Source organism: Streptomyces sp. NPDC005202 (assembly GCF_040608235.1).
In the GTDB taxonomy this organism is placed as follows: Bacteria; Actinomycetota; Actinomycetes; order Streptomycetales; family Streptomycetaceae; genus Streptomyces.
The window spans coordinates 101,667-125,037 of sequence record NZ_JBEXHW010000013.1 but is presented as its reverse complement, the minus strand read 5'-3'; the positions used below and the strand labels follow the sequence as shown (position 1 = coordinate 125,037).

Here is a 23,371-nt window from a genome sequence, read left to right as displayed (position 1 = left end):
GCCGCAGTGGCGCGCTACGGGCGTCGGCGGGACTGGCCGCCGCAGTGGCGCGCTACGGGCGTCGGCGGGACTGGCCGCCGCAGTGGCGCGCTACGGACGTCGGCGGGACTGGCCGCCGCAGTGGCGCGCTACGGGACAGTGGCGCATGGCGCGCTACGGGCGTCGGTGGGACGGGCCCCCGCAGTGGCGCGCCATGGACGTCGGCTGGACCGGCCGCCGCAGTGGCGCAGGGCGCGCCACGGGCGTCGGCGGGACCGGTCGCCGCAGTGGCGCGCTATGGGCGGTCGGCGCCCGGTGCGCGGACCGCTCGTGACAGCGCGTCCCCCTGGAAGAGCGCACGCCCGGCCGCTGTCCGGCGCTCGCGCTGCGGTCCCTGCTCCGTGAGGCGGGTCAGGGATCGCAGCAGGCCGGCCTCGTCCGGCGCGTGGTCGCCGACCCCGAGGGCGGCCATGCGGCGGACTCCCTCCGCCCCGTGCCCGGGCAGCGGCCGGTACCCGACGACCGGCACCCCGGCGGCGAGTGCCTGGACGGCGGTCTGCCCGGCCGCGTTGTCCACCAGGGCGGCACAGGCGTGCAGCAGGTCCGGCATGTCGGTGACCCAGCCCGGAGCGAGGACACCCGGGGTGCCGTCCACGGCGCGCCGCAGCCGTTCGTTGCGCCCGCACAGCACCACTGGCAGGAAGCCGTTCCCGGCGAGCAGCCGTGCGGTCCCGGCCAGGTGCGACCCGGCGCCCCAGGCGCCCGCGGAGACCAGCACCGGGGGGCGCTCCGCACCGTAGCGCTCGAACCGCCGCCGCCAGTCGGCCGTCCCCGGCCCCTCGGTGAAGAAACCGGGAGCCACCACCGGGCCGGTCGCCTCCGCCGGCCGGCCGGTGCCCCGGCGCACCTGTCGGGCGGCCTCGTCCGTGACACACAGGTACAGGTCGTTACCCGGATGCAGCCACTGCCGGTGTACGGCAAAGTCGAGGACGACCACCGCGGTGGGGGGCCGCAGGACACCGCGGGCCCGGAGATGGCCGGTGAGCTGGGCGGCCAGGTGGAAGACGGGCACCACCACATCGGCATGTGTCTCGCGCACCAGGCTCATGAGGCGGTCGCCCGCGAGCTGCGCGAGCGGAGTGCCGCTGGGGCGGGGACGGGGGCCGGGCCGGAGAAAGAGGTCGTAGATCCCGGCGTAGGCCCAGGGGAAGCTGCGGACGCAGGCCTGGTAGAAACCGCGGAGCGCGGATCCCAGGCCGTACGGCAGCAGCGCCAGCACGTCGACGACGTGGGCCTCCTTGCCCGCGGCGTGGGCCCGGCGCGCCAGCTCGGCGGCCACCGTGTCGTGGCCGGATCCCATGCTCGCGGTGAGGACGAGCAGCCGTTCGGCCTCGTGCGAGGGCGCCGGGGCGGGCCCGGCGGGTGCGTGTGCGGTCATGGGTCCCCGAGGGTGGCAGCGGTGGCGTCACCGTCGTTTGGGATGACACTGGAAGTGAGTAACCCTTACCCACCGCAGCCAAACGAACGGACCCCACCGCAGCCAAACGAGCGGACATGTCCTCCCGCCCCGTCCCACGTTTCGGGCCCGGCCCCCGGGATACTTCGCCACCCGGCAGGCCGTCCCGGACCCCGGGGCCGCACCGGCGGCCCTCGGTCCCGTCCGTCCCAGAGGTGCGCCCTGATGTCCCATGCCCCTTCCCACGTACCGTCCGTGTCGGGGACTCCGGCCGAGGCACCGGCGACGCTGCCCGCCGTGCGCCGCCGGGCCGCCGACGTGGCCGTGCCGTGCGGGGGCGCGCTGGTGACCGGTGCCTCGTCCGGGATCGGCGCGGCCGTGGCACGGCGGCTCGCCGCGGAGGGCGGCTGGCGCCTGGTGCTCAACGGTCGCGACCGCGCGCGGCTGGACGAGGTCGCGCGGGGCACGTCGGCCGCCGTGTTCCCGGCGGACCTGTCCTGTCCCGGTGCCGAGCGGCGGCTGGTCGAGTTCGCGCTCGACAGCGTGGGCCGGGTGGACCTGCTGGTGGCCGGCGCGGGCATCGGCTGGGCCGGGCCGTTCAGCACCATGCCGCAGCCGGTGATCGACGAGGTGTTCGACGTCAACGTGCTGGCCACGGTGCACCTGGTCCGGCTGCTGTTGCCCCACATGGTCAGGCAGGGCACCGGTCGCGTGGTCATCATCGGCTCCCTGGCCGGGACGGTCGGCGTCCGCGACGAGGCGGTCTACTCCGCCGCGAAGGCGGCGCTGGGCGCCTTCGCCGACGCCCTGCGCTACGAGCTGCGGGGCACCGGGGTCGGGATCAGCCATGTGGTGCCCGGCGTGGTGGACACGCCGTTCTTCGACCGTCGCGGGGTGCCCTACCGGCGGTCCAGGCCCAAGCCCGTACCGGCGAGCCACGTCGCCGACGCGGTGTGGGAGGCGGTGTCCCGGGGCCGGGACGAGGTGTACGTGCCGGGCTGGATGCGCCTGCCCGGCCGGGTCCGTGGCGTCGCGCCCGCCCTGTACCGGCGCCTCGCCGCACGGTTCGGATGAGAAGCGGGGTGAACGGGCTCACCGTCGTCCTCGCACTGCTCGCCGCGTTCGCCAACGCCTCGGCCTCGGTGCTGATGCGGCGCGCGGCCACGGAGGCGCCGGGCAGGCGGGAGCCGGCCGGCCAGGGGATGGGCAGGCGGGAGCCGGCCGGCCGGGTCAGGGACGGCCGGGTCAGGGACGGCCGGGTCAGGGACGGCCAGGGCAGAGGCAGTCATGGGACGGGCAGCCGGGAGACAGGGCGTCCACGCCGGTCGGCCCGCGCAACACGCCGACCTTTCTGGGTGGGCGGGGCGGCCTTGCTCGTCGTGTCCGCGGTGCTGCAGGCCGCGGCACTGGCCGTAGGGAGCCTGTCACTCGTCCAGCCCCTCCTGGCGAGTGAACTGCTGTTCACGCTGGTGATCGGCAGCGTCGTCTTCCACCGGCGCCCGGACCGGATCACCTGGCTGTCCTTCCTGGCCCTGGCCTTCGGACTCGCCCTCTTCCTCGTCGCCGCCGCGCCCTCCTCCGGCCGCACGACGGCCGACGGGGCGCGGTGGGTACTGGTCGGAGCCGCCCTCCTGTGCGCGGTGCTCGCCCTCGTCGGCGTCGCCGCCCGGCTCGTGACGGGCGCGCCGCTCGCCGCCGTACTCGGTCTGGCCTCGGCCGTCCTGTTCGCCGCCACAGCCGCCCTCATCAAGGAGGTGACGGGACGGATCCCGCGCGGCCTGGCCGACCTGATGACGGACTGGCCGCCGTACGCCACGGCGATCATCGGATTGGCCGCCTTCGTGCTCCTGCAGTGCGCGTTCCGGGCGGGCACCCTCGTGGCGTCCCAGCCCGCCCTCACCCTCGGTGACGCCCTGACCAGCATGGCGTTGGGCTGGGCGCTGTTCGGCGAACGCATCGCCCTGGGCGCTCGCGTGCTGCCCGAGGTGGTCGGCATCGCCCTCGTCGCCGCCGGCACGGTCGGCTTGGCGAGCGCCCCCGCGGTGTCGGGCCAGTGGGACACCGAGACGGCTTCCGGGAAGGATCGTGACCGGGGAAGGGCCGAGGCAGAGAGTGCGTGAGGAGCAGAGAGTGCGTGAGGAGAGGAGGGAGCCGATGAGGGGAGACGGCGCAGCGCCACCGGAAGGTGTCCCGGGATGAGCCGGGCGAACCGCGCGCGCCCCGGGGCCGTCCCCTCCGCGGTGGCCCTGGTGCCGTTCGCCGCCGCCGCCGCGGCCGCGGCCGCGCACATCCTTCCGGCCGCCACCTGGCTGCCCCGCTTCCGTGCCGTCTGCTGCCCGCGCCTCGCCGGAGTCGGCAGCCCCGCCCACATCGCGTTCACCTTCGACGACGGCCCCGACCCCGCCTCCACGCCGCACTTCCTCGACGCGCTGGACGAACTCGCCGTGCACGCCACCTTCTTCGTCCTCGGCGACGGCGTCGCCCGGCACCCGGGGCTCGGCCGGCACATCGTGGACCGGGGACACGAACTCGCCGTGCACGGCTGGACCCACAGCCGCCCCTGGTTGCCGGCACCGGCCCGGGACGTCCGGGAGACCGCGCGGGCGGCCCGCGTCGTCCACGACACCACGGGCCGGCGGCCGCAGTGGTACCGCCCTCCGTACGGGATCCTCACCGCCGGCCGCTGGGCGGCCGCCCGGCGCGCCGGACTGCGCCCCGTGCTGTGGACCGCCTGGGGCAGGGACTGGACGGCTCGGGCGACCCCCGCGTCGGTCCGCGCGACCGTCGGCGCAGACCTGCGCGGGGGCGGCACGATCCTCCTGCACGACTCCGACCGCGCCTCGGCCCCCGGCTGCTGGCGCGCGGCCCTCGGCGCCCTGCCCGACCTGGTCGCCGCCTGCCGGGACGCCGGATACGAGGTGGGCCCGCTCTCCGAGCACGGGATGGGCGAGGGGCGGCCTCGGCGACCCGCCGGCCGGCGCGTCCTCGACCCGGAGTGATCGGGTACGGCCCTGTACGACCGGGTACCGCCCTGTGCGACCGGGTACGGCGCCGGTGACGATGTTGCTGACGATCACCTTCGTCGTCGTGGCGCCAGGATGGCCAGTGCGCAGCGCCATGGGCGACCCGGCGGGCAGTCCCCTACCGACCGCCCCGTACGCTCGGCGCCATGTCCCCGCACGTCCTGGTCCTCGGCGGTACCACCGAGGCGCGTGAACTGGCCGCCGAACTCGCGGCGCGCCCCGGCGTGCGGGTGACCACCTCGCTGGCGGGGCGCGTGTCACGGCCGGGCGCGCTGGACGGGGAGGTGCGTGTCGGGGGCTTCGGCGGGGCGGAGGGGCTGGCCGTATGGCTGCGCGAGCACCAGGTGGACGCCGTCGTCGACGCCACCCACCCCTTCGCCGAGTCGATCACGCGGAACGCCTCCCGGGCCGCGGCCACGACCGGCGTGCCCGTGGTGGTCCTGCGCCGCCCCGGCTGGCGGGCCGGCCCCGAGGACTGCTGGCACCTGGTCACCTCGCTGGACGCCGCCGCGGAAGTGCTGCCGCGGCTCGGGCGCAGGGTGTTCCTCACCACGGGGCGGACGGGCCTCGCCGCCTTCGCCCGTCTGACCGGTCTGCACTTCGTCGTACGGTCGGTGGAGCCCCCCGGACCGCCGATGCCACCGGATGTGGAAGTGGTCCTGGCCCGGGGCCCGTTCACCGTGTCCGACGAGACGGCGCTGCTCCGTGCGCACCGCATCGACGTGCTGGTCACCAAGGACAGCGGGGGAGAGGCCACGGCGGCGAAACTCACGGCCGCGCGGCACCTCGGGCTGCCGGTCGTCGTCGTCCGTCGTCCGCCGCTGCCGGAGGGGGTGACCGCGGTGCCGGACGTGGGGGCGGCGCTGGAACGGTTGGAACGGCTGGGGCTCGGCGCACCATGACGGCCGGTACGGGACGTTCCCGTACGCGGCATGCCCTGCCGGTACGGGACGTTCCCGTACGCGGCATGCCCTGCCGGCGCGGGACAATCCCGTACGCGGCGGCTTCGCCTACTGGTCCTTCGGGTTCCGGCGCAGCAGGTACGTGTCCATGATCCAGCCCTTGCGCTCGCGGGCCTCGGCGCGCAGCCGCTCGATGCGCGGCGCGGCCTCGGCGATCGGGCCGGATACGAGGATCTCGTCCGGGGTGCCTATGTAGGCGCCCCAGTAGATGTCGATGTCCTGGTCGGCGTACTGCCGGAAGGTCTGGTGGGCGTCGAGCATCACCACCACGTCGTCCACGCCCTCCGGGAAGCCCTCGGCGAGCCGTCGGCCGGTGGTGATCTGCACGGGCCGGGCGACCCGGTTGAGACCCGTGCGGTGGCGGGCCACCAGCGCGGAGACGCTGCTGATGCCGGGCACGACGTCGTACTCGAAGTCCACCACGCCCCGCTCCAGCACCTCCTCGAGGATCCCGAGCGTGCTGTCGTACAGCGACGGGTCTCCCCACACGAGGAACGCGCCGCTCTCGTCCTCGCCCAGTTCCTCGGCGATCAGCTGCTCGTAGATGTCGGCGCGGGCGCTGCGCCAGTCCCCGACGGCGGGGGAGTAGGCGGCGCCGCCCGCGGACCGGTCGCGCTCGGGGTCCCGCGCCTCCACCAGGCGGTACTTCCCCTCCGGCAGGTGCGTCCGAAGCATCTCCCGGCGCAGCTGCGCGAGGTCCGACTTCACCTCGCCCTTGTCGAGGATGAAGAACACGTCCGTGCTGCGCAGCGCCCTGACCGCCTGCAGGGTGAGCTGGTCGGGGTCGCCCGCGCCGATACCGATGACATGAATCTTTCGCACGCCCCGAGTCTGCCGTACGCCACTGACAGCGCGTACACCGCGTCCACACCGGGTGCTACGACCCCCGGCCCGGTCGGCTAGGACGCTCTCCGCAGCCGGGGCGCGCGTTCCGCCGCGTCCACGGTCCCCGGCTCCCGGCCCACGGCCTCCGCGAGCCCCCGTGCCCATGCGACGACCCCCGTGAGATCCATGCCGTACGGGTGTCGCTGCCCGGAAGCCGTCGCCCACTCCTCCACGGCACCCGCGCCCCGGCGCAGCAGCCGGGCGCCGCCGGTGACGTTGCCGCGGGCCGCGTGGGTGAGACCCACCGCGAGCTGGGCGAGCCCGCGCCACAGGGCGCGCTCCGCCTCGGGACCCGACTTCCAGGCGTCCTCGAAGACCTCGTGCGCGTGGAACGGCTTCCCCTCGTCCAGTAGCGCCTGCGCCTCGGCGACCGTCTGCTCCGGGGTGCGCACCACGCCCTCGGGCTGCCGCGGCACGCCGTCCGCGCCGTACGGCAGGGGCCGCCCGAGCCCGTCCCGCGGCCGGGCGTTGCGCGCCCGGCCCTCGCTGTCCCGGTCTCGCGGCTCAGCCGGCCGCCCAGAGGATGGAATGCCCATACGCCGATTCTGCCCCGCTCCCGTGCCCCCTTCGGCTCAGCCCCCGACGTGCGGTAAAGTGACCTTCGCGCATTCACGCGGGTTACCGCACGTGAGCGCACCGGGACGTGGCGCAGCTTGGTAGCGCACTTGACTGGGGGTCAAGGGGTCGCAGGTTCAAATCCTGTCGTCCCGACTTGCGAAGCAGCAGGTCAGAGGCCGTATCGGGGTATGCCGATACGGCCTCTGGATCATTTCTGGAGACCAGCTGGGGACCGGGCGGTCAAGGCCGCTCAGTTCGGACTGGCGATCTGGAGTGGCAGGGCTCATCGTCCTCCTGGCACTCCTGGGCTGGTACTTCACCAGCAATTGACCGGTCTGCGCAGACCAACGGTTCACCTCCGGTGAGTCCGGAGGTGGCTCTGGTCGGCGGTTTGTCGCCGCCTGTCGCTCGCGAAACGCCGACGTCGGGCCGCGGCTCTGCCCGACAAGGCAGCGGTCGGTGCGGAGCCGGCCGCGGTGGGTGCGGCTGGCGCCGTCCGGCGCCGACCGTGGTCCCAACTCGCCCAGAACGTCGCTACTTGCTCGTCCTGGCGACCATCGCCACATCGACCGCTTCCGCTCGAGTGCTCCTCTCAGGCCGGACCGTACTCGCCCGACGCCCAGTGCCCGACGCGCTCCCTGATTCCGGCGGTCCCGGCATCACCACGGTGCCGCGCGACGATCAGGCTTCACGGTCCTGTTCCGATCCACTCGGCGCCATCGGGGGAGATCTCCTTCTTCCAGATCGGGACTTCTTCCTTGAGCAGCTCGATACACGCGCGGGCGGCCTCGAACGCTTCGGCTCGATGGGGAGCCGCCGCGGCGAGGACGACGGCCGAGTCTCCGATCTCGAGCCGGCCGGTTCGATGCGCGACGGCGACGCGGACATCAGGTGCGGTGGCCTCGCAGCGGCGGATGATGTCGGTCAGCACCTTCATTGCCAGACTCGGATACGCCTCGTACTCCAGACGCGTCACCGACTTGCCGTTGTTGTGGTCCCGCACGGTGCCGATGAAGACCACGGTGCCGCCTTGGCCCGGCCCCGTAACCGCGTTCAGCACCTCGTCCACGCTCAGGGGTTGGTCGGTCAGGCGGCAATAGCAATCCGCATCTGAAGGTACGTCACCTGAATGCACGTCGGACACAGGCCTTGCGCTGACTACAACAAGCCCGGCAGCCACCGTCGCCGCCGCCATCACCACGGCGAAGGCGGTGAGAGCGAGCGGCTGAGAGACGAGCTGGGTCGCCGCACCGAGGCCGACGACGGGCAGAGTGATTCCGAGGTAAGCGGCCAGGAACAGCCCGGACAACGCGTCTGCCCGGTTCTGCGAGGAGGCACTGTCAGCCACGGCCTTGACCGCCGCGGCGAAGGCGAGTCCCGCGCCGGCACCACCGACGACCGCGCCGGCCAGGAACATGGCCAGAACGCCGGACCACACCGCGACGACCACGATGCCCAGCCCGACCAGCAAGGCAGCGAATGCCGGCCCGACTGTGCGGCGTGCGGTCGTGTCCCGCTCACGCACCAGGGCCTGCGCGACAGCGGCAGATCCCAGCGCCGTCGTGGCGGCGAGCCCGCCGACGGTGTGCGACGGCTCGTGCAGGGTGTCGAGGACGAACGACGGCCCCAACGCGGCGAACAGTCCGAACAGGGCGAAGCTGACGAACGCAGAGGCGGCTACGGCGAGGAACCGGCGGCGCTGTGCGGCGGGCACGTCGATGCGTTGCACGCGGTACGGCGGGCGCGACTCGGGAACGTCGACGGTCTCGGGAGCCAGGCTCATCAGCCCGGCCATTACCAGCAGCAGGACCAGATAGATCCAGTAGGGCAGTTGCAGCGGATGGGGCGCGAGATCCGCGAGCGCACCGGCGACGACCGGGCCCAGGCCGAGACCGCCCAGATTTGCCGCGGTCGCGACCACCTCCGCCCGCCGCATGCTTCCCCCGGGATGGGTGGCACGGTGCAGCTCGGCCAGGTGAGCCGTGGCCGTCGTGGTGATCAGTCCGACCGAGACGCCCGTGAGCACCCGCGCGACGAACAGTCCGGGCAGTGATGACCAGAAGAGGAAGCACAAGTCGGCGACGACAGCGACGTACACCGCGGGCAGCAGCACCCGCCGCCGGCCGAGCACGTCGGAGAAGTGGCCCAGCAGAAACAGGCTGAGCAGTACGCCCACCGCGTAGGCGGCGAACACCACGGTCACCGTCGTCGCTGAGAAGTGGTCACGGGCCTGATAGAGCACGTACAGCGGCGTGGGCACCGTGCCGAACGACATCACTGTCGCAAAGCCACATGCCACGAACCAGAAGCCGGCGCTGTACGCGCGCCGTTCGGCGCGTTCGGCGATGGAGTGCACCCGTGTCCCCCTCATCCACCGATGGCGCTCATCGAGCGCCCCGGCTGCGTGAACCCCGCATCGTTGATCCCATGGCCGGCCGCCTTGGCCCACGCCGAGCCCCGCCACAGGTCGGCCAGGGTCTCCTCGTCCGCTCCGGCTCGTAGCGAGCCGCGGAGATCGGTCTCGGTCCGGCTGAACAGACAGTTGCGCACCTGGCCGTCGGCGGTCAGCCGGGTACGGTCGCACGCGTCGCAGAACGGCCTGGTCACCGACGCGATCACACCCACCGTCGCCGGGCCGCCATTCACCAGCCAGCGCTCGGCGGGCGCCGACCCCCGCTGGTCGGCAGTGGAGGCCAGGGTGAAGGCGGCACTGAGTGAATCGAGGATTTCCGCGGCGGTGACCATCTGTGCTTGATCCCAGCCGTGTTGGGCGTCGAGCGGCATCTGCTCGATGAAGCGCAGCTGGTAACCGTGTTCGAGGCAGAAACGCAGCAGAGGTACCGCCTCGTCGTCGTTCACGCCCCGCAGCAACACCGCGTTGATCTTCACCGGCTCCAGGCCGTGGGCCTTGGCGGCGGCCAGTCCGGCCAGGACGTCGTTGAATCGGTCCCGCCGGGTGATCGTGCGGTACCGGTCGGCGCGCACGGTGTCGAGCGAGATGTTGACCCGGTCCAGACCGGCGGCGGCCAGCGCATCGATACGCCGGGCCAGCCCGACGCCATTGGAGGTGAGCGAGATCCGGGGCCGCGGCGACAAGGCGGCGGTGGCCGCGACGATCTTTTCCAGCCCCCGTCGCAGCAGCGGCTCGCCACCGGTGAACCGCACCTCGGTGACGCCGAGCCGATGTACCGCGACCCTGATGAGGGCGATGACCTCGTCGTCGTCCAGCAGGTCGGGTCCGGGCATCCAGTCCAGGCCGTCCGCCGGCATGCAGTAGGTGTAGCGCAGGTTGCAGCGGTCGGTGAGCGAGACCCGCAGGTCCGTGGCCGAGCGGCCGAAGCGGTCGACCAGCAGCGGGGTGTCCGGGCGGCCCGCGAGGTCGGGGGCTCGCCTGGTACGGGCCAGGCCGAGGTCAATCGGTTGTGGCGTGGGCTGGGGCATGGGACACGGCCTTCCGTCGTGGCATGTGCCGCGTGGCGATCGCCCGGCACATGTTCTCGAGGCTTGCAAGGTTGTGACCGGGCAGGAAGATGTCGATATGCGGCAGCGCGGCGGCCATACCCCGGGCGAGCGGCCGGTACCGCGGATCGCCCTTCAGGGGGTTGAGCCACACGACGCGGTGAGCCCGGCGTGACAGGTTGCGCATCGCCTCGCCCAGCGTCGCCGGATCGTCCCGGTCCAGGCCGTCAGAACACACCACGATCAGCGCGCCACGCACCGCGGAGTGGCCGCCGTAGCGTTCGACGAGCTCACGCATCGAGGTGCCGAGCAGAGTGCCGCCGTCCCAGTCGTCGACGACACCACCGATGTGGCGCAGCGCGGTGTCCACCGACACCTTGCGCAGCGCGTCGGTGCCACGGGTCAGATGCACCCCGCAGGTGAACACCTCTACGCGGTGTCCCGCGTGCATCAGCGCATGGCCGAAGCGCAGCAGCGCCTTGGCGTACGGCGCCATGGACCCGGACACGTCGATCACCAGGGTCAGCGGACGCTCCCGGAAGCGCTGCCGGCGGCGGGGCAGCCGCATCGGCTCGCCATCGGTCCGCAGTGATCCGCGCAGCAGACCCCGGACGTGCAGATACCGGCCCACAGTCGCCGGCTGCTGCCGCCTGCTGCGTCGCCGGGGGAGGTCCGGGCGCAGCCGGCGGATCAGCGCGGCGGCCCGGCGCCGTTCCTCCGGGGTCATCGCGCCGAAGGACTTCTCCTTCAGCAGCTGCACCTCGCTGGGGACCAGCCGGGCGTTGTCGGCCTGCTCGTCGTCGGCGTCGGCGGCCCGGGGGGTCGGCGTGCCGGGCGCGGCGTCCTCCCGCTCGTGGATGCTCGTCGGGACCGCTTTGGGCGTGGGCGGCCCCTCCTGTGCATCGGTCGGCGAGCCTCCGAAGAAGTCGGCGAACGCGCGGTCGTACACCGGGTAGTGGTTCCGGTGGCTGACCAGCACCGCGCGACCGGCCCAGTACATCTGCCGTATGCCGGGTGGGCCTGCGGAGTCCGCGCCCACCAGGTGCAGCGCCGAGTAGAACGCCACGGTCTGCTCGGGTCCGGGCTGCAGGCCCCGGTCCCTGAGCAGTGCGACGAACTCCACGCATGCGCGGCCGGTCACTTCGGCCGGGGAGGCTGAGGGCGCGATCATGGTGCCGTCGGCAGGACGTCGGCGATCCGCTCCCGCACCACCTGCTGGTCGTCCACGTCCTTCACCAGGGCGCTCAGGGTGGCCGCGGCCGTCTCCGGCGACAGCGTGGAAACACCCAGCATGTGCAGGGCGTTGGCCCAGTCGATGCTCTCTCCCACCCCTGGCGGATTGCCGAGGCCGAGCCCGCGGACCCGCCGTACGGCTGCGGCGACCTCCCTGGCGAGCGGCTCCGGGACCTCCGGTGCGCGCAGCCGAAGGATCTGGAACTCGCGTTCGGTGTCCGGGTGCTCCACCCAGTAGTAGAGGCAGCGCCGACGCAGCGCGTTGTGCAGATCCCTGGTGCGGTTGGAGGTGAGGACGACCAGCGGGCGCGAGGCCGCCTCGATCCGGCCCACCTCGGGGATGGTGACCGCGAAGTCCGACAGCAGTTCCAGGAGAAATGCCTCGAACTCATCGTCCGCACGATCGAGTTCATCGATCAGCAGCACGGCGCGGTCGCCCTTTTCCAAGGCGTCCAGGAGCGGGCGGGTGAGCAGATAGTCCCGGGTGAAGACGTTCTCCGCCCCGCCATCGCCGGCGCCTCGCACGGCGAGCAGCTGGCGTCCGTAGTGCCAGTCGTAGAGGGCCTGGCTGGTGTCGATGCCCTCGTAGCACTGCAGGCGGATCAGCTCGCGGCCCAGCAGCCCGGACAGCGCCTTGGCGATCTCGGTCTTGCCGACGCCGTTCTCGCCCTCGAGCAGGAGCGGGCGCTCCAGGCCGAGGGCCAGGTACGCGGCCGTGGCGAGTCCGTCGTCAGCGAGGTAACGGAACTGCCCGAGCCGCTCCTTGACCTCGGCGACCGAGGAGATGCTGTTGCGGCCGCCGGACGTCGTCGGCTGAACATCAGTTGCCACGCCGTGCTCCTGCAGACCCGCGCAGCTTTCCGAACTGCCGCAGAAGGGCGCGTACGAGCAGTCCCATCAGCAGCCGGAACCCGGCGACTGCCTCGGCCTCCTGGGGGGCGGGCCGGGCTGCCGGCTGCGCCGAGGCGGGAGCTCCCTCCACGGGGGCCGGCGCACCCCACTCCCCGCTCGGCTCCTGCCCCGGTTCCGTGACCAGGACCGGCTGCGACTGCTGCAGGCGGGTCTGCAGCGAGCGGGCGAACTTCTTGGTCATCTGCTCGGAGACGTCCTGCATCATGCCGCGGCCGAACTGGGCTATCTGGCCGCTCACCTTGAGGTCCGTGAACACCGACACCGACGTGGTGTCCGGCTGCGGGCCGGGCTCGACCACCACGTGGATGTCGGCCGACGCGTTGCCGCGGCCGCGCTGGTCCTTGCCCGCGCCGCGCAGCATCATCCGGCGCCCGGCGTCGTCGCGCTCGACCATCTCGACGGTGCCCTCGAAAGCCATCGCCACCGGACCGAACTTGATCTTCAGCCGACCGCGCCAGTTCTTGTCGTCGATGGTCTCGACGAGCTCCGCCCCCGGCATGCAGGGAACGATGTTCTCGACGTCGAGGAAGAAGTCCCAGGCCTTCTCGACCGGGGAGGACACCACGAATGAGTTCTGGAGTTGCACGGTGTGTTCCTATCGATTGCGTTCGGGCAACGGTCTCTTTCAGGCAGCGGGCTCTGCTGCGAGATCCAGCGCGTACGGGCGGCTGATGGGCTCCTGGCCGGAGCGTCCGCGGCTGACGGCCAGGACTTCGGCGACGATCGAGATGGCGATCTCGTCCGGCCCCTGCGCGCCGAGGTCCAGCCCGGCCGGGCCATGGAGACGCAGCCCGTCCCGTTCGGTCGGCAGCACTCCGTCGCGGCCGAGGTCGTCGAGCAGCCGTTGGAGCCGCAGCCGGGGGCCGAGGACCCCGATGTACCGGGCGTTCGTGCGGAGAGCCGCGCCCAGGTAGTCGCGGTCCCGCAGGAAGTTGTGGCTCATCACGACGACATAGGTGTTGTCGTCCACCGGCAGCTCACGGACCGTGCCCGCAGCGCTGAGGACCAAGGTGGTCCCCGGCGGGAAGCGGTCGGGGTCCAGCACGAGCCGCCGGTCGTCGACCACGACGACATCCCAGCCGAGCTCCGCGGCGCGGCGGGTCACCGGCACCGCGTCGATGCCCGCACCGCACACCACGAGCCGCGGCGGCGGTTGCAGGACCTCGACGAACGCCCGCTCCTCACCCGCCGCGGAGGGCAGTGTCACCAGGCCGCTTTGGCCTGCGGCGAGCGCGGACCGGACCGCGCTCGGCGGGGGCCCGGCGTCGGCCCCGCCGGTCGGCTCCGTGGAGTCCACCTGCCACCAGCGCCGGCCGATGGCTGCGCCCGAGATGAGCGTCAGCAGCGTGGTCCTGCGGCGGGCCGACACCGCTTCGGCGAGCACGCGTCCCGCAGCCCGCGCGGACTCGGCCGGTTCGACGAGGATGTCGAGCACGCCGTTGCATCCCATGCCCCAGCCGAGGACGGCTTCCTCCTCGGCGGTGAGGTCGAACGTCACGATCTGGGCGGCCCCGGTCCGTTCGACGTCACGGGCTGCCTCGACGATCTCGGCGTCGAGGCAGCCGCCGGTGAGGTTGCCGGCCGTACTGCCGTCCTCGCGTACCAGCAGCCGGGCTCCGGGTTGGCGGTAGGACGAGCCGCGAACGGCGACAAGCGTGGCAAGGGCGATCGGGCGGGGCCGACCCTCGCGGTCCTCGGGCCGGAGCTCGCGGTCCTCGGGCCGAAGCTCACCGAGGACCGCGAGCAGCTCCGCGGCGGTGGCGGACATCAGACGGACCCTGCCGCAGCGCGCCCCGCCTGCACCGTCGCCACGATCTCCGAGGGCTTGACCGGCAGCTCCCGGACCCGCATCCCGAAGTCCCGCAGCGCGTCGTCAATGGCTGCGGAGACGACCGACGGGGTCACCATGCGGCCGCCCTCGCCGCCGCCCTTGATGCCGTACTCGGTGAAGGGCGAGGGCGTCTCGACGTGCGCCATGCGGAACGCCGGAACCTCGTTGGCCGTGGGAATCAGGTAGTCCATGAACGTCGAGGACTTGAACTGCCCGTCCTCGTCGTAGGCCAGCTCCTCGTACAACGTGGACCCGAGCCCCTGCGCGGCGCCGCCGGTGACGTGGCCGCCCAGGCTCTTGGGGTTCACGATCGTCCCGGCATCGTGCACCGCCACGTAGTCGAGGAAGGACAGGATCCCGGTGTCGGGGTCGACCTCCAGGACCGCGATGTGGCAGGCATGGCCCATGATCGGGTAGAAGACGCCCAGGTCCGAGCGGTCCGGTGACGGGAGCGTCGTGTACGGGTGGTCGTAGGTGTACGACTCCTCCAGTCCGCTCGTCATGCCCTCGGGCAGGTTGAGCGCGAAGAAGTACGCGGTCCCCGCCAGTTCGGCCAGCGTCAGACCCCGCTCCGGTGCGCCCTTGACCTGGACGCGTGCGTCGACGAGCTCGAGGTCCTCCGCGGCCACTTCGAGGGTGTGCGCGGCGATGTCGATGAGTTTCTTCTGCAGCTTGCGCGCCGCGCCCCGTACGGCACCGGCCAGCATGACGGTGTAGCGGCTGCCGCCCGGGCCGGTGCCCGGCAGCGCGTGAGCGGAGTCGGCGTACCGGACGTTGACGCTCTCCGGCGCGATGCCGAACTCCTCCGCCAACACGGTGGCGCCCACCGTCTCAGGGCTGTTGCCCCACATCGACTGGCAGTGCAGCAGCAGCTGGAACTCGCCGGTGGGGTCGATCGTCACCGTCGCGCTCTCGGGGCTCGAGGTGAGGGGGAATGCCGGATTGTCCATCAGTGCCCAGAACTCGGTGGCACTGAAGACGCTTCGCTCCTGGGTGGTGGCCAGGCCGATGCCGATGTAGCGGCCTTCCTCCTCCCGCAGCCGCTTCTGCTCGGCGCGCCACTTGTCCAGGTCGATCATCGACAGTGCCTTGTCCAGCACCGCCGGGTAGTTGCCGCTGTCGTAGACGTTGCCGCCGGGGATCTTGTACGGGAACTGGTCGGGCTGGATGAAGTTGCGGCGGCGGATCTCCTCCGGGGCGAGCCCGAGCCGGCGCGCCGCCTTGTCGACCAGCCGTTCCAGCACCCAGTTGTGCACCTCGGAGCCGAAGCCGCGGTAGGCGCCCTGCTGGCACTTGTTCGTGAGCACGGCACGCACGTGGTACTTCACGTCCCGGAACCGGTACGGGCCGACGATCTGGGAGAAGGCGTTGCCGTGGGTGCCGACGCCGAACTGCATGTAGGCGCCGTAGTCGTCGACGACGTCGATGTCGAGTCCGACGATCGTCCCGTCGTTGCGGAAGCCCATGCGGGCGTCGTAGTAGCGGTCTGAGGCGTGGTGATCGGAGTTCATCAGGTGGTCGATCCGGTCCTCGATGTACGAGACCGGGCGTCCCACCTGCAGGGCCAGGAAGCCGGCGAGGGTGGGCACCTTGTGCGCGGTGAACTTGCTGCCGAAGCTGCCGCCGGCCGGGACCGGCTTCATCGTCAGCTTGTTGGACGGCAGCTTCAGTGCTGAGGCGATCAGGAAGGAGAAGTAGCTGAAGTTGAGCGAGTTGCAGTAGATCTCCAGCACGCCGTTGAGCCCTGGGTGGGCCACCGCGCCCGAGGTCTCCATCGGCATGCCTGCCGAGCGGCCCCAGTGGAGGGTGTCCTCCACCACGAAGTCGGCCCGGGAGAATGCGGCGTTCACATCGCCGAACTCAAAGGTCCGCTCGTAGCCGATGTTGCTGCCGTGCTCCTCGTGCAGCAGGGCGGACCCGGGCTCCATCGCCGCCATCGGGTCGGTGACCGGCGGGAGGTCCTCGAAGTCGACCTCGAGCAGTTCCACGGCGTCCTCGGCGATGTACCTGCTCTCCGCGATGACCGCTGCGACGGCCTCGCCGACGTAGCGGACCTTGTCCACCGCAAGCGGATACTGGGCGATCGAGGCCGGGCCGAAGTTCATGCAGGGGTTCATCTTCGCCTTGCAGTCCTCGCCCGTGACCACGGCGACGACTCCCGGCAGCTTCAGCGCCTCGGTGGCGTCGATGGACCGGATCCGCGCGTGCGGCACGGGGCTGCGCAGGATCGCGGCGTGCAGCATCCCCGGCAGTTTGAGGTCGGCGATGTACCCGCCACGGCCGACCAGCAGCCGCGGGTCCTCGACCCGCTTGCGGTCCGCACCGAGGTACTTGTAGCCGGACTTCTCCACGGTGTTTGCGTGCTCCGTGGCCATCAGTCACGACCTCCTGCGCTGTCGTCGGTCGCCGCCGCGCCGCAGCCGGCCCCGGCCGCACCGCAGCGGAGCTTGGCACTGGCGGACTGGACCGCGTTGACGATGTTCTGGTAGCCGGTGCAGCGGCACAGGATCCCGGAGATCTCGTGGCGCACCTCGGCATCGGTCAGCTCACGACCGGTCTCGATGATCTCCTTCGTGCGCAGCACCATCGCGGGCGTGCAGAAGCCGCACTGCAGGCCCTGTTCCTCGGCGAAGGACTCCTGGATGGGGTGCAGCTCCGCCGGGTTGCTGGAAAGGCCTTCGACGGTCTCGACCGCGTGCCCGTCCGCTTGGACGGCGAGCATCAGGCAGGAGCGCACCGAGTGGCCGTCGAGGAGGATGGTGCAACATCCGCACACGCCGTGCTCGCAGCCGAGATGGACGCTGACAAGGTCGAGCTCGTCGCGCAGGAAGTCGGCAAGCGTGGTACGCGTCGATACCTCGCGCGTCACGTCCCGGCCGTTGATGCGCACGGTCACGGTCCGCTGGTCGGTGCCGTACTTGCTGCCGGTGGAGGTCGTCACTGGGGGTTGCTCCTCTCGTGGGCGCAGGCCACGGCCGCGGTGATCGCTCGCTGCACCACGACGGTGGCCAGGTGCTGTCGGTACGCGCGCGTGGCGTGCATGTCGTCTCCCGAGGTCACCGAGGGCACGATCTCCTTGGCGGCCCTGGCGATGTTCTCCTTGGTCGGCAGCTCGCCGGCCAGCGCCTGCTCGACCGCGGTGGCGCGGACGGGGGTGTCCGAGATGCTGGCGGCACTGACGGCGAGGGAGGCGAAGCGGCCGTCCTCGCCGAGGTTCACCACCGCGGCGGCACCGGCGAGCGCGAAGTCGCCCTCCCGCCTGGCGACCTCGACGAACCCGTGGCCGGCGGTCCACGGCATGACCGGGTAGCGGACCGCCACGAGGACCTCCTCGGGCTCCAGGGCGGTGGTCATCCAGCCCTGGAAGAAGTCCCGGGCGGCGATGGTGCGCGAGCCCGACGGGCCCCGCACGACCAGCGTCGCGTCGAGGGCCACCGCCGTGCACGGCAGTTCGGCGGCGGAGTCGGCGTGCGCGATGCTCCCACCGACGGTGCCGCGGTGGCGGTTCTCGATGTGGCCGATGAATTTGACGGCCTGGGGCAGCAGCGGCACCAGCTCCTGGACGAGAGGGTGGTCCTCCAGCTCGTACTGCCGGACCCCTGCGCCGATCTCCAGGACGTCGGACCAGCGCTCGATCTTCTGCAGGGCACTGATCTTGTTGATGTCGATCAGTGCCTCCGGCCTGGCAAGCCGGATGTTCAACATGGGGAGGAGACTCTGTCCTCCGGCGAGGACGAGGGAGTCGATGCCGTACTCGCTCTTGAGCGCGACGGCTTCGTCGACGGAATCGGGATCGCAGTACGTGAATGCGGGCGGCTTCATTGCCTGTCCTTCGGTGCGGCTCCTGCGGAAGGGCGGGTGACCGGGGCCCGGGGCCGAGGTCGGCTGGGGGTGCGGTTATCCCGAGATTACGGCGCGCCATCCGGTAGGTGACTGTGGTGCTCCACAGGGTGTGGGGCGGATCGTGTGTTCTCAACCATGGGACGCCCGGTCCTGGGCGGGGTCGGAGCTGTGCGCGGGAGCGTACGGGTGGTGATCGAGATTGACGACGATGGCGTCCTGCGTACTGCGCGCGACGATCATCCGTACCGGCTCGGTGTCGCTGCCGTTCTCCTCCCAGTGCACCGCGCCCGGCGGGATGAACACGAAGTCCCCCGCATGCGCCTCGCGGGCCTGGTCCAGCCGGTCGCCCACCCACCAGCGGCCGATGCCGCTGAGCACATACAGGGCCGTTTCCGACTCGCCGTGATGGTGGACGCCCGTCTTCGCGCCCGCCGGGAGCACGGACAGGCCCATCCACAGCTCCGTGGAGCCGAGTCGTTTCGCGGACACCGCCTCGAAGCGCTGCAGACCCGGCGTCTGCGGGGTGTCGTCGTCGAGCTCGTCGTGCCGGACTACCTGTACCTCGGGAACCTCAGGCATGGCGTGGATCTCCTTCCTGTCGTACGGATGTCTGCTGTCTGACTGCCATCGGCTGTCACCGGTCCGGGCCGTACAGCCCGAATCGCAGCGAACGGTCGCGAGGATCGGCGGTGCCGTCGACCTGGTAGCGGGTGCCCATGGCGCGGACCCGGCTCAGCAGGCTGCGGCCGAGCTCCAGCTGGCCGGGCTCCCACTTCTCCAGGGCGGAGACCACATCGCCGCCGGTCTCGCGCAGCGCGGCGGCCAGAGCCCACGCGTCGGCGGCGGCCTTCGCGGTGCCGGCCGCTGCGTGTGGCCGCGCGGCGAAGGCGGCGTCGCCCGTGAGAACGACCCGGCCGAAGGCCATCCTGGGCACCTCGATGTCCAGGACGGGCTGGATGAACGGCTCCTCGGTGCGCTCCACGATCTCGGCAGCGGCCGGTGCCAGCAGCTCCCGTGCCGCGGCGCGCAGCTCCTCGACGTAACGGTCCTGCACCATCCCGGGGTGTACCGACACCGCGCAGGGGAAGCCCCGCTTGTCCGTGAGCAGCTCGTCCAGCTCCGGCCCCTCGGCGACATTGCGGTACCAGACGTAGTTCAGATGCCGCTTGCCGATCTCAAGCTCTCCGGCCGGACCGGGGATCGGGTACATGCAGATGTGCGTGCTCGGTCCGACCGAGTAGGCGAGCGAGTCGTGCAGCAGCTCGAAGGTCTCCTCGCTGACCTCGCTCTCCAGAACGGTGCCGCGCCATCCGACATAGCCGGAGTACTGCGCCCGGACCTCCGGCAGCAGCCGCCGCCGACCGGTCGAGGAGATGCCGTCCGCGAACACCACCAGGTCGGCGTGGACCCGCCGCCCGCTGACGAACCTCAGCGTCACCTGGTCGGCGTCCTGGTCGAGCCCTGCCACATGCTCACGCAGGTGGTATCGCTCGGTTCCGAAATCGTCGAGGAGGGCCCGGTAGGTGGCCGTCCACGAGGTGAACCGCCATGTGCTGGGCTCGTCATGAATGATCTCGTTGCCCGGTCCGAGGTAGCGCAGCGTGGACGATCCGGTGCTGACCTTCTCCACCGCGGCGATTCCGCCGTGCTCCTGGAACCAGCGCACGGTGTCGGGCTGCAGGACCACGCCCGCCCCGCGCCCGTCGAGCAACTCGGGCGACCGCTCGTACACGTCCACCTGGCAACCGAGCTCTCGCAGGACCAGGGCGGCAGTCAGGCCGCCCATGGACCCGCCGACCACCGCCACTCGCAGCCGACCGTATTCGTTCATCATCTGCCTCCAGGTCTGTTCTGGCCTTGAACAGACTGGCCTTCGAGGCTTGGGCGGAACATGTGTGGCTACACGAGGAAAGGCCATTTCGCTGTGGACTCCCACAGTCCTGCAGAACGGCCGAGGGCACATGCTCCGGCGACCAGCCGACGCCCTCGCTCCAACCGGGGTGGTTCCCACTCCGCGAGAGCGTCTGGCACATCAGTGCCCGTACGACCGACCGCCGCGGCGAGGGACCAGCCGTCCTCGACCGCCTTCGCCGCGCCCGCCGTCGCGGGAGGACGGGAAGTGAAGGCCGCGTCGCCGATCAGGCAGATCCGCCCGACGACCATCCGGGGCACCGCGACATCGACGATCTGCTCGACGTACGGCTCCGGTGCCCGTGACACCAGCTCGGCGAAGGCCGGCGGCATCATCTCCGCCGCCGCTTCCCGCATCCGTTGCACGGATGCGTCGGGCACCATGCCCGCCGGCACCGTCAGCGAGCGCTGGGTACCGGTGCGGTCGGTGAGCGTCGCGGTGAGCGCCCGGCCGTCCGGGAGGTCGCGGTACCAGACGAAGTCGAGAAGGTGCCCCGGTGCGGGGCTCACCCTCACATGGCTGTCCGGCAGCTGGAGAAAGCTCACCGCACCGGCGAGGGCCCGGGACGCGGACGGCGACAAATAGCTCTCGTGGACTCGGCCACGCCAGGCCACATAGCCGGCGTAGCGCGGGAAGGACCGCGGAAGCAGCAGCCGCCGGCTCGTCGAGCCGGTGCCGTCGGCGCAGACCACCAGGTCGGCCCGCTCGATTCGCCCGCCGCGGAAGAGGGCCGCAGCGGATCGGCCGTCCTGCTCGAGACCGACCACTGCGTGGTTTCGGTGCACGCGGTCCCGGCCCAATGCCGTCAGCAGCGCCCGGTGCAGCGCGGCCCAGGACGCGAAGCGGTGGGCGCGTGGCTCTTCACGAAGGAGCACGCCCTGGGCGTCGAAATGGCGCACCGTTCGCGCCACGCCGATGTCGAAAGTGCCGCACTCGGCGAGCAGCCGTTCGGTCGACGGGGGCAGCAGCACGCCGGCGCCGTCGTCGCACGCCTCGTGCCCGTTGCGCTCGAACACCTCGACGTCCGCACCCGTCCGATGCAGGTGGAGTGCTGCATTGAGCCCGCCGAGAGAGCCACCGATCACGACGACACGTGGAGGCACGGGCACTCCTTGGCGATTCGGTAACAGTCTGTGCCTCCACTGTTCCGGGGCGCCTCCCACCCCTCAATGTGTGCCGGCACCCCCCTTGCCGGATTCGCTGTGCGTCGGCACAGTGAGGGCCGTGCGCGAAGCGATATGCAGCCCTACCGATGACGGCACGAACGATGTGCGGCGATGGCTTGCGGGCGTCGCCGAGATCGCAACCGCGGTGAACAAGCCCGTACCGCTGCCGGTGCTCCTGGATCTGGTGGCCGAGAAGGCCTGCACCCTCATGGGTTACGAGCTCTGCGCCGTGCTGCTGGCCAACGACAGTCGGGACGCGTTGGTGATCGAGGGGTCGTACGGCCTCACCCCCGAGTACGTCGCTCGCGTCAACACCGACCACCCGATCCGGCTCGGGCCCGGGCCGCTGGGGGAGGGGCCGTCCAGCCGGGCGTTCAACAGCGGCAAACCCCTGGCGATCGAGGACATCACGGTGGAACCGATGTTCCGGCCCTGGGAAGAGGTGGCGCGCGAGCAGGGCTACCGGTCCATGGTGTCCGTACCGCTCAGGGTCGCCGGGACACCGGCCGGTACATTGAACTGCTATCGGACCCAGGTCCACACCTTCGCCGCCGACGAGCTGGAACTGCTGATCACGCTGGCCGACCAGGCGGGGATAGCCATCGAGACCGCCCGGCTCCGGGACCGCGAACGCGACACCATCGCCGACCTCGAGGAGCTGAACGAGTCGCTGACCGCACAGCACCGGCTGCTGCAGGAGGCCGAGCAGATCCACCGGGATCTGACGTCCGTTGCATTGCGCGCGGCCGGTGTGCAAGGTGTCGCCGCCGCCCTGTCCGGACTCCTCGCCCGCCCCGTGCTGATCACCGACCCGGCTGGGCACCCGCTCGGGAGCGCTGAGAAGGACGGGACCCGGCTGGAGGTCCCGCACGTCGAGCAGGCAGATGAGACCGGCTCCGAACGGCTCACGGAGCTACCCGACCCGGAAGGCGGCCCACGGATCGTGGCACCGGTGCTGCTCGGCGGAGAGCTCGTGGCGCGGATCTGGCTGCCGGGCCGGCTCGTCGACCTCGGGCCGCTCGGCCACCGCGCGGTGGAACACGGGGCCACTGTGGCCGCCCTCGAACTGCTCCGCCGCCGGACCGCGCTGGAGGTGGAGTGGAGGCTGAGGGGGGACCTGCTGAGCGATCTGCTCTCCGGCATCGCGTCCGGGACACTCGGCTCGCGCGCCCAGACGCTGGGCCACGACCTCTCCCGGCCCCACGCGGTGCTGGTGATCAAGGCGGACACCGCCACGGCAGGCACTGCGGAGGCGAATCTCGCGGCTGGTACCGGTCCGGCCGACGTACGGCGGCTGCTCGGCATCGTGCACAGCGCGACTGACGGTGTCAGGCCGCGCCCGCTCGTCACCAACTGGGGTGAGTTCGTGGTGGTGTTGTGGCCCGACGACACGTCGAAGAACCAGCAGGCCGACCCGGTGACTGCCGGCCACATGATCCGCCGGGCGGTCAGCCGGACGCTGAACGACTCCACCGTATCCGTCGCGGTCGGGGCGAGTTGCTCCGAACTACGCGACTATGCCGCGGCTTTCCGGGTGGCCCGTGGCGCCCTGGAACTCGCGCAGCTGCGCGGAGGGCGGGACCGGACGGTCACCCTGTCCGAGCTGGGCGTATACGGCCTGCTGCTCCAACTCGACGACCCCCGCGAGCTCATCCGCTACGCCGATCGAGTCCTGGCACCCTTGCGCGCATACGACTCCCGCCGGGACGCCGCTCTGATCGAGACGCTGCGGACCTACCTGGGGCAGGAGCTGAACACCGCCCGCACGGCAGCCGCGCTGTATGTGCACCCGAACACCGTCGGCCTGCGGCTCAAGCGGATCGAAGAATTGCTCGGGTCGCCACTCTCACAACCGGAGACACTCCTGCAGGTCCAGGCCGCGTTGATGACCGAGGACGTGCTCGGCCACGCCTGGCCCGAGCACGCCCAACGGCTCGGGTGACAACGCCGCACGGTGCGACCGCAGGGCTGTTCTGTTCAAGACCGGCGGCTCAGGGAAGTTCCGTAAACCGGGTGGACACGGTCCGCTCATCCGCGGTGGATGGTGCGGGCGTGGTTGGGTTCCTCGCCACGCCAACGGCAGGCCACCAAGATCCGAATGTCCGCATAGGAGCTCCGTTGGGCGTTCAGCCTGTCGTCCCTTGCGCCATGC

General features: G+C 71.6%; 20 protein-coding genes and 1 tRNA gene. 6 read left to right on the top strand and 15 right to left on the bottom strand.

Going from position 1 to position 23,371, the window contains the following annotated elements:
• Positions 1 to 274: 274 nt before the first annotated feature.
• Positions 275 to 1,339 (bottom strand): galactosyldiacylglycerol synthase, encoded by a 1,065-nt coding sequence (locus ABZV31_RS20655; RefSeq protein ID WP_355895851.1) that lies wholly within the window; start codon positions 1,337 to 1,339, stop codon positions 275 to 277.
• A 321-nt stretch (positions 1,340 to 1,660) separates the two neighbouring features.
• Here ABZV31_RS20655 and ABZV31_RS20650 point away from each other — a divergent pair, with 321 nt between their 5' ends.
• The 4 genes from ABZV31_RS20650 to ABZV31_RS20635 all read left to right on the top strand — a co-directional run bounded on the left by ABZV31_RS20650 (position 1,661) and on the right by ABZV31_RS20635 (position 5,360).
• Entirely contained in the window at positions 1,661 to 2,509 is an 849-nt protein-coding gene (locus tag ABZV31_RS20650; protein ID WP_355895685.1) for an SDR family NAD(P)-dependent oxidoreductase, read from the top strand.
• 8 nt (positions 2,510 to 2,517) lie between these two features.
• A complete protein-coding gene (locus tag ABZV31_RS20645) occupies positions 2,518 to 3,555 on the top strand; it encodes a DMT family transporter (protein ID WP_355895682.1) in 1,038 nt (345 codons plus the stop codon).
• 75 nt (positions 3,556 to 3,630) lie between these two features.
• Positions 3,631 to 4,434, top strand: a complete 804-nt coding sequence (locus tag ABZV31_RS20640; protein WP_355895679.1) for a polysaccharide deacetylase family protein — start codon at positions 3,631 to 3,633, stop codon at positions 4,432 to 4,434.
• A 170-nt stretch (positions 4,435 to 4,604) separates the two neighbouring features.
• Positions 4,605 to 5,360, top strand: a complete 756-nt coding sequence (locus ABZV31_RS20635) for a cobalt-precorrin-6A reductase (protein WP_355895677.1) — start codon at positions 4,605 to 4,607, stop codon at positions 5,358 to 5,360.
• 108 nt (positions 5,361 to 5,468) lie between these two features.
• Here the strand turns inward: ABZV31_RS20635 and cobF are convergent, their stop codons facing one another.
• Together cobF and ABZV31_RS20625 are read right to left on the bottom strand one after the other, a co-directional pair.
• A complete protein-coding gene (gene cobF, locus ABZV31_RS20630; RefSeq protein ID WP_355895674.1) occupies positions 5,469 to 6,242 on the bottom strand; it encodes a precorrin-6A synthase (deacetylating) in 774 nt (257 codons plus the stop codon).
• 77 nt (positions 6,243 to 6,319) lie between these two features.
• Positions 6,320 to 6,841, bottom strand: a complete 522-nt coding sequence (locus ABZV31_RS20625) for a DUF309 domain-containing protein (RefSeq protein WP_355895671.1) — start codon at positions 6,839 to 6,841, stop codon at positions 6,320 to 6,322.
• A gap of 101 nt (positions 6,842 to 6,942) precedes the next feature.
• Between ABZV31_RS20625 and ABZV31_RS20620 the strand changes: the two genes are divergently transcribed.
• Positions 6,943 to 7,016 (top strand) — tRNA-Pro (locus ABZV31_RS20620).
• Between the two features lie 535 nt (positions 7,017 to 7,551).
• On the opposite strand, the gene ABZV31_RS20615 is transcribed toward ABZV31_RS20620, so the two are convergent.
• The 12 genes from ABZV31_RS20615 to ABZV31_RS20560 all read right to left on the bottom strand — a co-directional run bounded on the left by ABZV31_RS20615 (position 7,552) and on the right by ABZV31_RS20560 (position 21,156).
• Positions 7,552 to 9,219 carry an MFS transporter gene (locus ABZV31_RS20615; protein WP_355895668.1) on the bottom strand — a complete coding sequence of 556 codons (1,668 nt, stop codon included), beginning with the start codon at positions 9,217 to 9,219 and terminating at the stop codon, positions 7,552 to 7,554.
• 11 nt (positions 9,220 to 9,230) lie between these two features.
• A complete protein-coding gene (gene moaA, locus ABZV31_RS20610) occupies positions 9,231 to 10,217 on the bottom strand; it encodes a GTP 3',8-cyclase MoaA (RefSeq protein ID WP_355895848.1) in 987 nt (328 codons plus the stop codon).
• Positions 10,218 to 10,275: 58 nt separating this feature from the next.
• Positions 10,276 to 11,493 carry a VWA domain-containing protein gene (locus ABZV31_RS20605; protein ID WP_355895666.1) on the bottom strand — a complete coding sequence of 406 codons (1,218 nt, stop codon included), beginning with the start codon at positions 11,491 to 11,493 and terminating at the stop codon, positions 10,276 to 10,278.
• Positions 11,490 to 12,386 (bottom strand): MoxR family ATPase, encoded by an 897-nt coding sequence (locus ABZV31_RS20600; protein ID WP_355895663.1) that lies wholly within the window; start codon positions 12,384 to 12,386, stop codon positions 11,490 to 11,492. Before ABZV31_RS20600 ends, ABZV31_RS20605 begins: the two co-directional genes overlap by 4 nt.
• Positions 12,376 to 13,053 (bottom strand): SRPBCC family protein, encoded by a 678-nt coding sequence (locus ABZV31_RS20595; RefSeq protein WP_355895661.1) that lies wholly within the window; start codon positions 13,051 to 13,053, stop codon positions 12,376 to 12,378. Before ABZV31_RS20595 ends, ABZV31_RS20600 begins: the two co-directional genes overlap by 11 nt.
• A gap of 39 nt (positions 13,054 to 13,092) precedes the next feature.
• A complete protein-coding gene (locus ABZV31_RS20590; protein ID WP_355895658.1) occupies positions 13,093 to 14,235 on the bottom strand; it encodes an XdhC family protein in 1,143 nt (380 codons plus the stop codon).
• A complete protein-coding gene (locus ABZV31_RS20585) occupies positions 14,235 to 16,673 on the bottom strand; it encodes a xanthine dehydrogenase family protein molybdopterin-binding subunit (protein ID WP_355895656.1) in 2,439 nt (812 codons plus the stop codon). Before ABZV31_RS20585 ends, ABZV31_RS20590 begins: the two co-directional genes overlap by 1 nt.
• Positions 16,673 to 17,239, bottom strand: coding sequence for a (2Fe-2S)-binding protein (locus ABZV31_RS20580; RefSeq protein ID WP_355895653.1), 567 nt, complete (start codon positions 17,237 to 17,239; stop codon positions 16,673 to 16,675). The genes ABZV31_RS20585 and ABZV31_RS20580 overlap by 1 nt, the downstream gene beginning before the upstream one ends.
• Positions 17,236 to 18,120: a xanthine dehydrogenase family protein subunit M gene (locus ABZV31_RS20575; protein WP_355895651.1), complete on the bottom strand. Its 885-nt coding sequence runs from the start codon at positions 18,118 to 18,120 to the stop codon at positions 17,236 to 17,238. Before ABZV31_RS20575 ends, ABZV31_RS20580 begins: the two co-directional genes overlap by 4 nt.
• A gap of 150 nt (positions 18,121 to 18,270) precedes the next feature.
• On the bottom strand, positions 18,271 to 18,720 hold the full coding sequence (locus tag ABZV31_RS20570) for a cupin domain-containing protein (RefSeq protein ID WP_355895648.1): 450 nt from the start codon (positions 18,718 to 18,720) through the stop codon (positions 18,271 to 18,273).
• Between the two features lie 55 nt (positions 18,721 to 18,775).
• A complete protein-coding gene (locus ABZV31_RS20565; RefSeq protein WP_355895645.1) occupies positions 18,776 to 19,972 on the bottom strand; it encodes an FAD-dependent monooxygenase in 1,197 nt (398 codons plus the stop codon).
• Between the two features lie 68 nt (positions 19,973 to 20,040).
• Positions 20,041 to 21,156, bottom strand: coding sequence for an FAD-dependent monooxygenase (locus ABZV31_RS20560; protein WP_355895643.1), 1,116 nt, complete (start codon positions 21,154 to 21,156; stop codon positions 20,041 to 20,043).
• A 121-nt stretch (positions 21,157 to 21,277) separates the two neighbouring features.
• Between ABZV31_RS20560 and ABZV31_RS20555 the strand changes: the two genes are divergently transcribed.
• The gene (locus ABZV31_RS20555; protein ID WP_355895641.1) at positions 21,278 to 23,161 is read left to right on the top strand and encodes a GAF domain-containing protein; all 1,884 of its coding nucleotides are present in this window, start codon (positions 21,278 to 21,280) and stop codon (positions 23,159 to 23,161) included.
• Positions 23,162 to 23,371 lie beyond the last annotated feature (210 nt).

Coding starts and splice junctions, on each gene's coding strand:
- ABZV31_RS20655 (WP_355895851.1), bottom strand. CDS start 1,339: ATGGGATCCGGCCACGACACGGTGGCCGCCGAGCTGGCGCGCCGGGCC.
- ABZV31_RS20650 (WP_355895685.1), top strand. CDS start 1,661: ATGTCCCATGCCCCTTCCCACGTACCGTCCGTGTCGGGGACTCCGGCC.
- ABZV31_RS20640 (WP_355895679.1), top strand. CDS start 3,631: ATGAGCCGGGCGAACCGCGCGCGCCCCGGGGCCGTCCCCTCCGCGGTG.
- ABZV31_RS20635 (WP_355895677.1), top strand. CDS start 4,605: ATGTCCCCGCACGTCCTGGTCCTCGGCGGTACCACCGAGGCGCGTGAA.
- ABZV31_RS20625 (WP_355895671.1), bottom strand. CDS start 6,841: ATGGGCATTCCATCCTCTGGGCGGCCGGCTGAGCCGCGAGACCGGGAC.
- ABZV31_RS20605 (WP_355895666.1), bottom strand. CDS start 11,493: ATGATCGCGCCCTCAGCCTCCCCGGCCGAAGTGACCGGCCGCGCATGC.
- ABZV31_RS20590 (WP_355895658.1), bottom strand. CDS start 14,235: ATGTCCGCCACCGCCGCGGAGCTGCTCGCGGTCCTCGGTGAGCTTCGG.
- ABZV31_RS20585 (WP_355895656.1), bottom strand. CDS start 16,673: ATGGCCACGGAGCACGCAAACACCGTGGAGAAGTCCGGCTACAAGTAC.
- ABZV31_RS20575 (WP_355895651.1), bottom strand. CDS start 18,120: ATGAAGCCGCCCGCATTCACGTACTGCGATCCCGATTCCGTCGACGAA.
- ABZV31_RS20570 (WP_355895648.1), bottom strand. CDS start 18,720: ATGCCTGAGGTTCCCGAGGTACAGGTAGTCCGGCACGACGAGCTCGAC.
- ABZV31_RS20565 (WP_355895645.1), bottom strand. CDS start 19,972: ATGAACGAATACGGTCGGCTGCGAGTGGCGGTGGTCGGCGGGTCCATG.